At 72.2% G+C, this 13,548-nt stretch carries 13 protein-coding genes; 3 read left to right on the top strand and 10 right to left on the bottom strand.

Translation table 11 applies throughout. From position 1 onward, the window contains the following. Positions 1-64 precede the first annotated feature (64 nt). The 5 genes from BLV96_RS32835 to BLV96_RS32810 all read right to left on the bottom strand — a co-directional run bounded on the left by BLV96_RS32835 (position 65) and on the right by BLV96_RS32810 (position 4,530). Positions 65-370, bottom strand: a complete 306-nt coding sequence (locus BLV96_RS32835) for a hypothetical protein (protein WP_086678290.1) — start codon at positions 368-370, stop codon at positions 65-67. Continuing rightward, complete coding sequence (locus BLV96_RS32830) at positions 367-753, bottom strand: DUF948 domain-containing protein (protein ID WP_086678291.1); 387 nt, start codon at positions 751-753, stop codon at positions 367-369. The genes BLV96_RS32835 and BLV96_RS32830 overlap by 4 nt, the downstream gene beginning before the upstream one ends. A 907-nt stretch (positions 754-1,660) precedes the next feature. After that, positions 1,661-2,506, bottom strand: coding sequence for an NAD(P)-dependent oxidoreductase (locus tag BLV96_RS32820; protein ID WP_086678293.1), 846 nt, complete (start codon positions 2,504-2,506; stop codon positions 1,661-1,663). A 26-nt stretch (positions 2,507-2,532) separates the two neighbouring features. Next, positions 2,533-2,910, bottom strand: a complete 378-nt coding sequence (locus tag BLV96_RS32815; RefSeq protein ID WP_086678294.1) for a VOC family protein — start codon at positions 2,908-2,910, stop codon at positions 2,533-2,535. A gap of 243 nt (positions 2,911-3,153) precedes the next feature. Then, complete coding sequence (locus BLV96_RS32810; RefSeq protein WP_086678303.1) at positions 3,154-4,530, bottom strand: replication-associated recombination protein A; 1,377 nt, start codon at positions 4,528-4,530, stop codon at positions 3,154-3,156. Positions 4,531-4,673: 143 nt separating this feature from the next. Here BLV96_RS32810 and BLV96_RS32805 point away from each other — a divergent pair, with 143 nt between their 5' ends. From BLV96_RS32805 to BLV96_RS32795, 3 genes are all read left to right on the top strand, one after another. Then, positions 4,674-5,369 carry a TetR/AcrR family transcriptional regulator gene (locus BLV96_RS32805; protein ID WP_086678304.1) on the top strand — a complete coding sequence of 232 codons (696 nt, stop codon included), beginning with the start codon at positions 4,674-4,676 and terminating at the stop codon, positions 5,367-5,369. A gap of 33 nt (positions 5,370-5,402) precedes the next feature. Then, a complete protein-coding gene (locus BLV96_RS32800; RefSeq protein WP_086678295.1) occupies positions 5,403-6,626 on the top strand; it encodes a cytochrome P450 in 1,224 nt (407 codons plus the stop codon). Positions 6,627-6,689: 63 nt separating this feature from the next. Then, a complete protein-coding gene (locus BLV96_RS32795) occupies positions 6,690-7,418 on the top strand; it encodes a metallophosphoesterase family protein (protein WP_086678296.1) in 729 nt (242 codons plus the stop codon). Here the strand turns inward: BLV96_RS32795 and BLV96_RS32790 are convergent. The 5 genes from BLV96_RS32790 to merB form a co-directional block, all read right to left on the bottom strand. Further along, positions 7,390-8,253, bottom strand: coding sequence for an SGNH/GDSL hydrolase family protein (locus BLV96_RS32790; RefSeq protein ID WP_086678297.1), 864 nt, complete (start codon positions 8,251-8,253; stop codon positions 7,390-7,392). The two genes, BLV96_RS32795 and BLV96_RS32790, sit on opposite strands and share 29 nt — an antisense overlap. Before the next feature lie 305 nt (positions 8,254-8,558). Further along, positions 8,559-9,743, bottom strand: coding sequence for a phosphotransferase (locus tag BLV96_RS32785; protein ID WP_086678298.1), 1,185 nt, complete (start codon positions 9,741-9,743; stop codon positions 8,559-8,561). Positions 9,744-9,821: 78 nt separating this feature from the next. Beyond that, complete coding sequence (locus BLV96_RS32780) at positions 9,822-10,769, bottom strand: DUF389 domain-containing protein (RefSeq protein WP_167379805.1); 948 nt, start codon at positions 10,767-10,769, stop codon at positions 9,822-9,824. Next, the gene (aspS, locus tag BLV96_RS32775; protein ID WP_086678299.1) at positions 10,769-12,544 is read right to left on the bottom strand and encodes an aspartate--tRNA ligase; all 1,776 of its coding nucleotides are present in this window, start codon (positions 12,542-12,544) and stop codon (positions 10,769-10,771) included. Before aspS ends, BLV96_RS32780 begins: the two co-directional genes overlap by 1 nt. A gap of 95 nt (positions 12,545-12,639) precedes the next feature. Next, the gene (gene merB, locus BLV96_RS32770) at positions 12,640-13,242 is read right to left on the bottom strand and encodes an organomercurial lyase (protein WP_086678300.1); all 603 of its coding nucleotides are present in this window, start codon (positions 13,240-13,242) and stop codon (positions 12,640-12,642) included. Between the last annotated feature and the right edge of the window lie 306 nt (positions 13,243-13,548).

Genomic DNA, 13,548 nt, shown 5'->3' with positions numbered 1-13,548 from the left:
CTTGTACTGGTGGCTGCGAACGAGGTCGGACGTCGACGGCGGAAGGGGTCCGGGCAGGCCCGGATCAGCCCTCCGCCCGGCGAGCTCGCCGGACCGGGCGCCGGGCGGCGGCCGCGTGGCGCCCCTCGGCTCGGGGCGGGGTCACGCCCGCCCGCTCCTCGACCATGTCGTGCAACTCCTGCTCCCGCTCGTTCATGCCCGCGCGCACCTCGGCGCCGAACGAACCCACGGCGCCGGCCAGCTCGCGCACGGCCTCGCCCAGGTTCGATGCTAACCCGGCCGGAGTGGCCTGACGAGCGGTTTCGGCGGCCTTGCGGGACAGCGCGACGCCGGCGACCACGCCGACGCCGAGCCAGAACAGCCGCTTCACTTCGCGGCCTTCTTCGCGGCCTTCAGCGCGCTCTTCTTCTTGCGCGCCTTGATCGCCTTCGACAGGCCGTAGGACAGCGCCGCGGTCTTGACCAGCGGGCCGCCCAGCGTCGCGGTGAACACCGACGCCAGCGCGGAGACGTTGCCGGTGACGGCCTGCGCGTTCGACGTGATCCCGTCCACCCGCTCGAGCTGGGCGTTGACGTGGGTGATCGTCTGGTTCGCGCCGATCAGCAGCGGGTCGGTGTTGCTGTTGGTGCGCTCGATCGCCTCGGTGGCCGCGTCCAGCGTCTTGCCGAGCTTGATCAGCGGGATCGCCAGCAGGACGACCAGCACCACGAATGCTCCTGCGGCGATCAACGCGGCGATCTGCCCTGCCGACACGGGCCCTCCTCGGATCAACGGGTTTCGGGTGCTGGTGAGGTTACCGCCTGGCCGGGTTCCCGACCGTGTCACCCCGCGCGGGCCGGAAAAGTGTCGCCCGGGGTGGTCGCCGGGCGGTACACCTGGGCGGTGGACACGACGACGGACCCGGCCGCCGGGTCCTTTCCGGGCCGGGCGGCACGGCGGCCGACGTGCCGGCCGCGTTGCCCGGCGCCGACCTCACCACGGTCCAGCTAGAGGTCGCGCGGCGGCGGGCAGCCCGGCTGTCCGGTCCGGACGTGCTGCGCGGCCACCGCGAAGACCGGTTCGCGGCGCCGAGCCCGCTGCCGTTCGCGCTGCTGCGCCGCGTCGAGGACGCGCTCATCGGCGCGGCGGCTTCGTTCGAGCCGGTCGCGCTTTCACCGCTGGCGCCGCTCGGGACCCATTCGGCGGTGGCCGGGCCGGCCCAGCCCGGGTGGTCCCGACCGGCCGCGGCGCCGAGGTCGCCGCGGATCCGACGGCGGGGCTGGCCCTCGAGGCGGCGGTCCGGCGCGCTTCGGCTTCCGTGGTCCGCCTGGCGACGGTGCAGCGGGTGGTGCGCGCCCAGCAGATCGCCGCGGGGATGTTCGCGCACTTCTCGCTGTTCGGCGCGGTGACGGCGGGCCGGGACACCGGCAACCTCGCGTTCGAACGGGCGGCACTGGCCGAGCACGCGCGGCTCATGGCCGCCGGGTGCCGCGCGCTGGGCGCGACGGACTTCTCGCTCGGCGTGACGGTGCTGGACCCGCGGTTCGAAGACCTGCTCGACGCGGTCGAAGTGCCGGTCCACCCGTTCCCGGACCGCGAAGGCGGCCGCGGCGGGTATTACGAAGGGCTGTGCTTCACAGGTGTACGCGGCTTTCGGGATCGACCGCGTGGCCACCCTCCTTTAACGCTCCTTCACGACCGCGCGGTAGAGCGCCGCCATGTCTTCGTCGCCGTGGCCCGCCTCCACCGCGGCTTCCAGGTGCGCCAGCACCGCCCGGGCGCCCGCCACGTCGACGTCGTCGCCCGCGGCCTCGACGACCAGCCGCGCGTCCTTCGCCGCCAAGCCCGCCGGGAACGACGGCGCGTACTCGCCGGACAGCATCGCGCCGCCCTTGACGTGCGCGTACCCGACGTCGAGGCCGCCGCCCTCGATCGTCTCCAGGAACAGCGCCGGGTCCAGGCCCAGCCCGCGGGCCAGCCCGAGGCTCTCGGCCGTGCCGTTGGTCAGCGCCAGCACCCACGCGTTCATGACCAGCTTCAGCCGGCTGCCGTTGCCCGCCGGGCCGAGCCACCGCGTCTTCACGGCGACCGCGTCGAACACCGGCGTGCACTTGGGGCGGGCTTCCTCCGGGCCGGACGCCAGCACCTGCAGCTGCGCCTGCTCCGCGGGTTGGCGGGTCCCCAGCACCGGCGCGTCGACGAACACGACGCCCGCCTTTTCGGCCAGCTCGGCGAGCCGGTCGGTCCAGTCGAGGCCGACCGTGCTCATCTGCAGCCACAACGTGCCCGACGCGGGCGAAGCCGCTTCGAACGCTTCGGCCACCGCGGGGCCGTCGGCGAGCATCGTCACGAGGGTATCCGCGCCCTCGGCCGCCGCGGCCGCCGAATCCACGACCGTGGCGACGTCGGCGAGGGGCTCGGCCTTCGCCCGGGTCCGGTTCCAGACCCGGACCTCCAGGCCCGCCTTCGCGATGTTGGCCGCCATCGGGGCGCCCATGATTCCGGTTCCGAGAAACGCGACGCTCATGCTCTCCACGTGCCCACGGAACGCGCTCAGTAATCGCCGAGCAAGCAGAACGGGTGACCCGCCGGGTCGGCGTAGACGCGCCACCCGCGGCCGCCGAGGTCGGGGTCGAGCAGCCGGCCGCCGTTGACCAGGACCGCGTGGTGGGACTCGCGGAAGTCGTCCACCTCGAAGTCGAGGTGGAACTGCTGCGGGAACCCGGGGTTCGGCCAGCGCGGCGGCTGGTGGTCCGGCGCCCGCTGGAAGCCCAGGACCATCCCGTTCACGTGCAGCGTCGACCAGTCTTCGTCGACCCGCCAGCGCGGGTCCGGCCGGTCCACCTCGCCACCGAGCAGGGCCTGGTAGAACCGGGCGAGCACGACCGGTTCCGGACAATCCAGGACGATGCACTGCAGCGTCGCGGGCACGGGCACGCCTCCTGCCGTCGCCGGGCCCGGTTTCCGGGCCACCCCGAGGAAGCGGAGTGTACGGAAGCCGATCATGGGCCCGTGCGCCGGTCACCGGTGCACGACCGGGGCGGGGATTTTCCCGCCCCCTCAGGCGTCGCCGGCGTCCGCGCCGAGACCCGTGACGGTCGCCTGCGGCGCGAGGCCGTACCGGGTGCGCAGGCCCGCCGTGCGGGGCCGGGTCAAGAACTCCTCAAGCCGCTTTCACCGTTCGCCGCGGATGGTCCGGCGCAGCTTCGGGACGCGGTCGGCGAGGGTGCGCTCGGCTCCGCGCTGGGTCGGCTCGTAGTAGTCGCGGCCGACCAGCTCGTCCGGCGGGTACTGCTGGGCCAGCACGCCTTCCGGGACGTTGTGCGGGTACCGGTAGCCCTGGGCGTTGCCGAGCTTCTTCGCGCCCGCGTAGTGCCCGTCGCGCAGGTGCGGCGGCACGGTGCCGGCCAGCCCCGCGCGCACGTCGGCCAGCGCGGCGTCGATGCCCGTGATGACCGAGTTCGACTTCGGCGCGGTGGCCAGGTGGATCGTCGCCTGCGCGAGGGCCAGCCGGCCCTCGGGCATGCCGATGAACTGGACGGCGTGGGAGGCCGCGACGGCCGACTGCAGCGCCGTCGGGTCGGCCATCCCGATGTCCTCGCTGGCGTGCACGACCAGCCGCCGCGCGAGGAACCGCGGGTCCTCGCCCGCTTCGATCATCCGGGCCAGGTAGTGCAGCGCGGCGTCCACATCGGACCCGCGGATCGACTTGATGAACGCGCTGATGACGTCGTAGTGCTGGTCGCCGTCGCGGTCGTAGCGCACCGCCGCTTTGTCCACAGTGGACTCGACGATGGGCAGGTCGATCGTCTTCGCCTCGGTGGCCGACGCCGCGTCCGCCGCCGCCTCCAAGGCCGTGAGCGCGCGGCGTGCGTCCCCGCCCGCGAGCCGGACGAGGTGGGCGCGCGCGTCTTCGGTCAGCGTCAGCTCGCCGCCGAGGCCGCGTTCGTCGGCCAGCGCGCGTTCGAGCAACTGCGTGATGTCTTCGTCGGTCAACGGGCGCAGCTGCAGCACCAGCGACCGCGACAGCAGCGGTGAGACGACGGAGAACGACGGGTTCTCGGTGGTCGCCGCGACCAGCAGCACCGTGCGGTCCTCGACCGCGCCGAGCAGCGCGTCCTGCTGGGTCTTGGAGAACCGGTGCACCTCGTCGATGAACAGGACGGTGTTCTCGGTGTTGTACTGCCGGCGCCGCCGCGCCTCCTCGATGACGCCGCGCACCTCCTTGACCCCGGCCGAAAGGGCCGACATCGCGACGAACCGGCGGCCGGTGGCGATCGAGACGAGGTTGGCCAGCGTCGTCTTGCCCGTGCCGGGCGGGCCGTAGAGCAGCACCGACGCCGGCGCGGCGCCCTCGACCAGCCGCCGCAGCGGGGCCCCTTCGCGCAGCAGGTGCTGCTGGCCGACGACCTCGTCGAGCGAGCGCGGCCGCATCCGCACGGCCAGCGGCGAGCTGGCGGGATCCGCCTGCGGTTCGCCCGCGTTCGACGTCGTGCGCTCCGGTGGCGGGGCCACGTCGGCGTTCACGGTGAAGAGTTCGTCCTGTGCCACACCGTTGACGTTAACCGACGGCACCGACAGAACCACTTGCCCCGGTCGCCGGATCGGCGCTACCGTCGTGATGACCGGTTGACCGAAAATGCGAATCCGGTCAACAAGTCAAATCCTCAACGAACCAGCAGGTGGACGAACGCATGAGCCATCCCAACCGCGAGCGCGCCGACCGCATCCTGGACGCGGCGGGCGAGCTGCTCCTGCGCATGGGCTACCGCAAGGTGGCGGTGGACGACATCGCGCGCGCGGTCGGCATCGGCAAGGGCACCGTCTACCTGCACTGGCGCAACAAGGAGCTGCTGTTCCAGGCGCTGATGATGCGCGAGTCGGCCGACCTGACCGACGAGATCCTGGGCCGGATCCGGGCCGATCCGGCCATGATCCTCCCGCACCGGATGATCTCGGCGTCGTTCCTCGTCACCCACCGGCGCCCGCTGGTGATGGCGATGCTGCGCGGCAACGCCGACATGTTCGGCTCGCTCGGCGACCTCGCCCTGCGCAAGCAGCAGGACGCGCTGCGCGCGCAGTTCGAGGAGGCGATGCTCCGGCGCGGGCTGATCCGCTCGGACGTCCCGAACCTGACCTACGCGCTCAACGCCGCGACGCTCGGCTTCTACCTGGGCGACACGCTTTCCGACGAATTCGACGGCATCCCGCTCGAAGAGAAGGCGACGGTGCTCGCCCACCTGATCCGCACGGCGTTCGAGCCGGCCGGGGAACCCGACCCCGCGGCGGTCGCGGACGTGGCGGCGGAACTCGGTTCGGCGCTCGAGGAGCTCGTCTCGGGCTACCGGCAAGGGATCTACGCACACGATCCCATCAGGGCACCCGGCTGATCCCGGGGCCACAAGGGGAAAGAAGGGGCGGACATGACCACCACACAAGCGGACACCTGGGGACTCCACGAATCCCAGTTCTGGCTGCGGGGGAAGCAGCCGGAGGAACGGGTGCACCACGCCGCCGACCTCGGGTTCTGGAACGTCTACGGGCACCCGGAGGCCGAAGAGGTGCTCCGCGACCCGGCGACGTACTCGTCGGACACCACCCGGCTCGTGCCGAAGGAGCTGATGGCCGGGCAGGACCTCGACGTCGACTTCGAGGAGATGCAGGCGGGCAACCTGCTGCAGCTGGACCCGCCGCTGCACAACAAGATGCGCAAGCTGGTCAGCCGGGCGTTCACGCCGAAGGTCGTCGCGGACCTCGAGCCGCGCATCGCCGCGGTGACGAACGAGATGCTCGACGCGGCGGGGTCTTCCGGCCGGCTCGAACTGGTCGAGGACCTGGCCTACCCGCTGCCGGTGATCGTCATCGCGGAGCTGCTGGGGGTCCCCGCGAGCGACCGGCACCTGTTCAAGGGCTGGGTGGACAAGCTGTTCGACTCTTCGGAACAGTTCTCGCTGAAGGAGCAGACCGAAGGGCGGCAGGAGTCGGTCAAGAAGTCGCTGGAGGGGCAGAAGGCGCTCGTCGAGTACCTGGGCGTGCACGTCGACGAACGGCGCGAGCAGCCCCGGGAAGACCTGCTGACGAAGCTCGTCGAAGCCGAGGTCGACGGCGAGAAGCTGACCCGCAACGAGGTCGTCAACTTCGCGAACGTCCTGCTGCTGGCCGGGCACATCACCACGACGATGCTGCTCGGCAACGCGGTGCTGTGCCTGGACACGCACCCGGAGTGGGACGAGCGCGTGCGGGCCGACCGGTCGCTGGTGCCGCCGGCGATCGAGGAGTCGCTGCGGTACCTGTCGCCGTTCGCGGCCGTGGCCCGCTCGACCACGCGCGAAGTGCGGCTGGGCGAATCGACGGTACCCGCGGACCAGATGCTGATGGTCTGGGTGGCGGCGGCCAACCGCGACGACCGGGTGTTCACCGACCCGGACACGTTCAACCCGCTGCGCGACCCGAACCCGCACCTGGCGTTCGGCCGCGGGATCCACTTCTGCATCGGGGCACCGCTCGCCCGGCTCGAAGGCCGGGTGGCGCTGGACATCCTGTTCGACCGCTACCCGGCGCTGCGCACGATCCCGGGTGAGCCGCCGAAGTTCCAGATCAACCCGAACATGACGGGTGTGCGGGAGCTGCCGCTCACGACCGCGTGAACCGGCTTGCGCCCTGGGCGAAATCCCTCGCCCGGGGCGCCTGCCGTGCCCGAGGGTGGGGCGATGACAGTGGCGGTGCTGGCGGACATCCACGGCGTGCTCCCGGCGTTGGAGGCCGTGCTGGCCGAGCCGGACGTCGTGGCGGCGGAGAAGATCGTGCTGCTCGGGGACATGCTGGCCGGCCCGCTGCCGGTGGAGACCCTGGACCGCCTGTCGGCGCTGGGCTCGCGGGCGGTCTGGGTGCGCGGCAACGCGGACCGCGAACTGGCGGCGTCGGCGCGCGGGACCGGGAACTTCGTGCCGGACCCGATCTTCCCGTGGGCGGCGCGGCAACTGCGTCCGGCGGACTTGCCGGTGCTGGACGCGCTGCCGCTGACGGTGTCGCTCGACGGCGTGCTGTTCTGCCACGCGACCCCGCGCGACGACACGGAAATCGTGCTCGTCGACAGCCCGCCGGAGCGGTGGGCGGAGGTCTTTTCCGGGGTGGCGGAGGAGACCGTCGTGCTGGGGCACACGCACATGCCGTTCGTCCGGCTCGCCGACCGGCGGCTGGTCGTCAACCCGGGCAGCGTCGGCATGCCCTACGGCGCACGGGGTGCGCACTGGGCGTTGCTCGGCGACGGCGTCGAGCTGCGGCGGACGTCGTACGACGTCGAGGCGGCTTGCCGGTTTCTGGTTTCGCGGTCGGGTTATCCCGGCATCGAAGAGTGGGCGGACTACTTCGTCCGCAACCCGGCTTCGGACGCGGAGGCGTTGCGCGTGTTCAGCGGGCGCGGAACGAGTTCCACATGATGACCGCGGCGTAGGGCAGGAATTCGCGGCCGCGGCGCCAGAGCCACGGGATTCCCTTGAGCACCAGCCACCCCGCGTGTCCCGCGGCGCTCGGCTCGACCCCGCCGCCGCAGGTGAGGCTCACCGGCTCGGGCACGGCGAAGCCGGCTTCGGCGAGCAGGCCGGTGAAGCCGTCGGCGAGCAGGCGGTGGCCGAGTTCCGAGGGGTGCAGCCGGTCGACGCTCCAGACGGCGAGGTCGTAGGCGCCGGGGAGGCGGTCGAGGTCGAGGCAGGGGACGCCTTCGCGGGCGACGACCTCGTCGATGGCGGCGTTCAGCTCGGCGACGCGGGCGCTGAGGGCGCGCTTGAGCGAGCGCGGGAGACGGAACACCTTGCTGTGGTCGTGGAACCGCACGGGGACGACGGTGGTGCCCGCCTCGCGGAGCCGGTGGACGACCTCGGTGAGGTCGGCGGCGATCCGGGCGGCGTCGAAGTCCGGGCGCAGGGTGTCGTTCATGCCGGCGACGAGCAGCGCGACATCGGCCCGGTGCGCGACGGCGGCGGGCACCTGTTCGGTGAGCACGCACCGCATCCGGGCACCGGTGAAGGCGGGGTTGAGGTAGCCACCGGGCCCGACGCCGAGCGCGGCGGCGACGAGCGGGCCGACGCCCCGCCAGCCACCCCGCTTGGGCAGCGGATCCCCGAGCCCGACAGCGGTGGAGTCCCCGAGCACGACAAGCCGCTCGGCACGCCTGAGCGCGGGCACGGCGTTCGGTACGGCCGCCAGGGTGGGGCGGGCGGGCCGGGGAGGTTCGGGAGTGACTTCGACACTGATCACGGTCACGTCCACGACCATCGGCCACGGAGACTCACACCCGGTGAGGACGAGGTAACGCGCCTGGGACGGAGCGCCTAATTCTTGACGCTCACCTCACGGGAGCCGGAAATGTCCTGTTCAGGCGCGCGGCGACGCTTGCCGGACGACGACGCGGCCCGCCCTCCCTGGGGGTGCCCCCGCTTCCAGCGTATCGGCGAGGGCCGACAAACCCGCGCGAAACAGCCTCCGCCGGTGCCGCCTGTCCACATCACAGCCGGCCTGTGGACACCGCACCACTCAGCAAAAGCCACCAGCCGCCCGGCCTGCCCCCACCAAAGCCGTCGTCAGCGGAAAGCCGGGTAGAACGCCAAATCCGCGTGCGGCCCCAGCCGTGCCGCCAAGGCCGCCGCCACCCGGGCCGCGAACTCCGACACCGCCGTCATCCGGCCGTACCCCGCGTGCTTCGCCAAATCCCGCCACCACGTCACCAACGCGGCCTCGCGGCTCACCGGGGCGGCGTGCCGGGACAGGTCCAACGACCCCAGCTCCTCCCCCGTGATCAGCCACACCCGCAGCAGCTCGCTGGTCGTCAGGTGCGAAGCCAGCTCGTCGTCGTCGCCGAACGCCGGCCACACCCCCACCACCTCCGCGCGCCACGCAGCGACCATCGCTTCGCTCATGCCCGCCGGCAGGGCCAGCGCGTCCGGCCAGCTCGCGAACGGCAGCCGCAAGTGCGCCGCGTCGACCAGCGCGGACCGGACGCAGCCGTACTCGAAGTCCAGGAACCGGACGCTCTCGCCCGTCACCAGGTTGTTGTCCGGGCTCAGCTCCACCGGGCTGAACGCGCGGAACCCCGCCGACCGCGCCTGCTCCAGCGCCGCCGCCACCTGCGCGAGCACCTCGTCCGGCGCCGGGATGCCCAGGCGCTCCTGGATCACCACCGGGACCCGCGCGCACAGCTCGTCGTCCCGGCTCGCGTCGTTCCTCGCCGGGGCGCCCAGGCGCCGCAGCAACGCGTTGAAATCCGCTTCGCGCCCCGCCGTGCTCGCGTGCAGCCGGCCCAGCGAGCGGGCCCACGACAGCAGCGCGCGTTCGGCCGCCCGGGAGTCGCGGGCGTAGAGCTTGTCCTCCAGCGTCGGCGTGCGGCCGAGGTCCTCCAGCACCAGCACGCGGTCGCGGCCGTCGTGGGCCAGCAGTTCCGGGCACATCCGCTCGTCCGGCGCCAGCGCGGTGAACAGCTGGTAGCTGACCGCCTCCTGCGCGAACGGGTCGGCGCCCGAGGACGGCTGGTCCGGGTAGTGCTTGATGACCAGCGTGCGCGGCAGCGCGAAGGACGACGACACCACCCGCGCCCGGACCACCGTCGCCGGCCCGCTGCCCGCGAGGTCCTCCGGCGCGACCAGCGTGATCGCACTGCCGAACCGGCGCGAAAGAACGGACTCGCCCGCCGCGACCGCCGCGGCCACGGCGAGGTGCTCGGCTCCTGCCCCGACCCCAGCATCGCCGGTGGAGGAGGTGTCGACTGTCATTGTCACCGACCCTACTCGTGACTGAGCAACCATGACTACTGACATCCGGACAAGAAGGATCCCCCGGCCCGGACCCGGTCATCCCCGTGAAAGCGGACGCGTTCCCACCCGTGAACGTTGCCCATTCCGGCGCAGAGTCAACACAATGGCCGCTGCTGCAACGATTCCGAGAAGGTTGACCAGCAGCTGGCCGACCGACTGGAGGCACCGGCTCCACTCCCCCGCCACGGCCGCGACGACCGCGTACCCCGCGGCCGGCACCGTCGTCACGGAGATGAAGACGCCCACCAGCGCGGCCGACTTCGCCGACGTCATCGCGAGCATCCCGGCCGCGCCGGCCAGCATCGCGACGACCAGCGACGGCACCCCGACGGAAAAGACGAAGTCGACCTCGTGGTTCTGCTCCAGCTGGAACGCCTTTTCGCCGAAGACGCCGGTCGCGCGCACGAGCAGCGCGCCGCCCAGCGTCACGACCATCGCCAGCGGGAAGCCCACACCCAGCGCCACGCCCGCCCGGCGGAGCAGGTCCCCGCGCCGCAGGACGAGCCCGACCGCGAGCGCGGCCAGGGGCCCGAACTCCGGCCCGACGACCATCGCGCCGACGATCGTCACCGCGGAGTTCGTCAGCACGCCGACCGCGGCCAGCAGGCACGCGATGGTGAGGAACGCCAGGAACGTCACGTTCGCCCGGGACTCCTCTCCCGTGCGCGCGACCAGTTCCTCCCACACGACGGCGTCCGCGCCTTCGCCCGGCGCCGCCTCCTCCGCCCGGTCGGCGGCGTCGGACAGCGCGGTGTCGAGGGCTTCGAGCGTGATGCCGCCGGTGTGGTCGAGCCCGAGCCCGCACAGCGCGTCGACGATTTCGTCCGCCGCCTCGCGCGCGATGTCGGCCTCGACCAGGTCACCCGCCGGTTCCACGGCGGCGCCGCGGTGGGCGATCAGGTGCGCCGTCCCGGCGTGCGCCCGCAGGACGTCCAACGCTCGCGCGGTGACGTCCGGCGGGCACACGGCCCTGAGGTGCAGCACTAGTTCTGCGGGGCGGGGGCCGGCTTCGCGTCGATGCCGGCTTCCTTGCGCTGCTGCGCCGTGATCGGCGCGGGCGCCGCGGTCAGCGGGTCGTAGCCGCCGCCGGTCTTCGGGAACGCGATCACGTCCCGCAGCGAGTCGGCCTTCGCCAGCAGCATGACGATCCGGTCCCAGCCGAACGCGATGCCGCCGTGCGGCGGCGGGCCGAAGGCGAAGGCGTCGAGCAGGAAGCCGAACTTCTCCTGCGCTTCCTCCTCGCCGAGGCCCATGAGGTTGAAGACGCGCTTCTGGACGTCGCCGCGGTGGATACGGATCGACCCGCCGCCGATTTCGTTGCCGTTGCAGACGATGTCGTAGGCGTAGGCCAGGGCGTTGCCCGGGTCCTGCTCGAACTTGTCGATCCACTCCGGGGTCGGCGAGGTGAACGCGTGGTGCACCGCGGTCCACTTGCCGGAGCCGACGGCGACGTCGTCGCCGATGTCCTCGACCGGCGCGAACAGCGGCGCGTCGACGACCCACACGAACGACCAGGCGTCTTCGTCGATCAGGCCGAGCCGCTTGCCGATCTCGTCGCGCGCGGCGCCGAGCAGCGGCTGCGTGCTCGACGCCTTGCCGGCGGAGAAGAAGATGCAGTCGCCGACCTTGGCGCCCGCCGCGGCGGCGACGTTCTCGCGCTCGGTCTCGGACAGGTTCTTGGCGACCGGGCCGCCGAGCGTGCCGTCCTCGTTCACGAGGATGTACGCGAGGCCGCGGGCGCCGCGCTGCTTGGCCCACTCCTGCCACGCGTCGAGCTGGCGGCGAGGCTGGTCGGCACCGCCCGCCATCACGACCGCGCCGACGTACGGCGCCTGGAACACGCGGAACGGCGTGTCGGCGAAGAACTCCGTCATGTCGGTGATCTCGAGGTCGAAGCGCAGGTCCGGCTTGTCCGAGCCGTACTTGGCCATCGCCTCGTGGTAGGTGATGCGCGGGATCGGCCGCGGGATCTCGTGCCCGATCAGCTTCCACAGCGCGGACACGATGTCCTCGCCGAGCGCGATGACGTCGTCCTGCTCGACGAAGCTCATCTCGATGTCGAGCTGGGTGAACTCGGGCTGGCGGTCGGCGCGGAAGTCTTCGTCGCGGTAGCAGCGGGCGATCTGGTAGTACCGCTCCATGCCGCCAACCATGAGCAGCTGCTTGAACAGCTGCGGCGACTGCGGCAGCGCGTACCAGGAGCCGGGCTTGAGCCGCGCGGGCACCAGGAAGTCGCGCGCGCCTTCGGGCGTCGAGCGGGTCATCGTCGGGGTCTCGATCTCGACGAAGTCCTGGGCGTGCAGCACCTCGCGCGCGGCGCGGCTGACCTCGCTGCGCAGGCGCATGGCCGCGGCCGGGCCGCTGCGGCGCAGGTCGAGGTAGCGGTGCTTGAGGCGGACCTCTTCGCCGACGTCGACGCGGTCGTCGATCGGGAACGGCAGCGGCGCGGCCTCCGACAGCACGTCGAGCTGGGTCGCGAGGACCTCGATCTCGCCGGTGGGGATCTCGGCGTTCGCGTTGCCTTCGGGGCGCTTCGCGACCTCGCCGACGATCTTCACGCAGAACTCGGAGCGCAGGGCGTGCGCGCGCTCGGCCATCTCGCCTTCGCGGAAGACGACCTGGGCGACGCCGCTGGCATCGCGCAGGTCGATGAAGATGACGCCGCCGTGATCGCGCCGCCGGGCCACCCATCCGGTGAGGGTGACGGTCTGTCCGGCCTGTCCGGCACGCAGGGTGCCGGCGTTGTGAGTGCGGAGCACTGCGACTGCTCTCCTTCGACCTGGGGTTATCGCTGCCCGGAAAGGCTAACGAACAGCCCAGCTTACGGCGTCGGCAGGCTTGGGTTGCGCAGTGGTCAGAGCACGTACTTCGGCCGGGTCTCGAGTGCGGCCACCAGCCGGTGGGCCTGGGCGAGGTAGGCGGCGACCTGGTAGATGCGGCCGCCGGGGTGGGCGACCAGCCAGTTCGCGGCCGCCGAGGCGGAGGAGAAGAAGGGCTGGCCCGCGCAGGCCATCGCGTCGGCGTGCTCGAGGCCGAAGCCCAGGTCGACCGCGGCGACGACGGCCGAGGGCGGGTCGGCCTGCACGATCCCGTGCGAGGTGAGGTCGATCCGGATGCGGGTGCCGGTGACCGGGCAGGTCGCGGCGGCGTGCACGGGCTCGCCGGTGGCGATGGCCAGCAGGAACATGTCGACGGTGCCGTCGGGGCCCGCGCCGAGGGTGCCTTCGGCCGGCTCGAGACGGTGGTGGGCGCCGCGGGGCGCTGGGCCGGTGCTGACGAGGTCGCGGTGCAGGGTGAACCCGATCAGTTCGACGAGCCGGCGCGCCTCGACCGGGGCGACGCCGACGATGGCGGCCAGCCTGTCCACACTGACGGGGTGGCGCCCCGCCCGGGTCAGCTTGAGGGCGGCCCACGCGAGCCGGGCGGCCGCGAACCGGTCGGTCTGCGAAGTAGTCACCGCTCTCCCTTCCGCATCGATCCCTTCGACGTTAGGCGTCGGCGAGCCGGGGCGACAACGACACGATCGGACATTTTTCCGCAAGCGCGCGACACGGTGGCGCAATCGGGTCGGGACTACGGCGAACGGGGGAGCCGAACCGTGTTCGGCGGCGTTCCGGGTGACGGTTTCACCCACACGGCGGTTCGGCGGGTGATCACGGACCGGCGTGGGCGGTTGTCCACAAAGGACCGCACGGCAACTGCGGGCGCTGAAGGGCACCTTCCTTGCATGTGATGAGACAAAGGTGCCCTTCAGCGCATCTGA

The sequence above is a fragment of the Amycolatopsis pretoriensis genome (assembly GCF_900107925.1).
Lineage (GTDB): Bacteria > Actinomycetota > Actinomycetes > Mycobacteriales > Pseudonocardiaceae > Amycolatopsis > Amycolatopsis pretoriensis.
This window is presented reverse-complemented; position numbering and strand designations above follow the sequence as displayed.

Coding starts and splice junctions, on each gene's coding strand:
- BLV96_RS32820 (WP_086678293.1), bottom strand. CDS start 2,506: ATGAGCGTCGCGTTTCTCGGAACCGGAATCATGGGCGCCCCGATGGCG.
- BLV96_RS32805 (WP_086678304.1), top strand. CDS start 4,674: ATGAGCCATCCCAACCGCGAGCGCGCCGACCGCATCCTGGACGCGGCG.
- BLV96_RS32800 (WP_086678295.1), top strand. CDS start 5,403: ATGACCACCACACAAGCGGACACCTGGGGACTCCACGAATCCCAGTTC.
- BLV96_RS32795 (WP_086678296.1), top strand. CDS start 6,690: ATGACAGTGGCGGTGCTGGCGGACATCCACGGCGTGCTCCCGGCGTTG.
- BLV96_RS32790 (WP_086678297.1), bottom strand. CDS start 8,253: ATGGTCGTGGACGTGACCGTGATCAGTGTCGAAGTCACTCCCGAACCT.
- BLV96_RS32785 (WP_086678298.1), bottom strand. CDS start 9,743: ATGACAGTCGACACCTCCTCCACCGGCGATGCTGGGGTCGGGGCAGGA.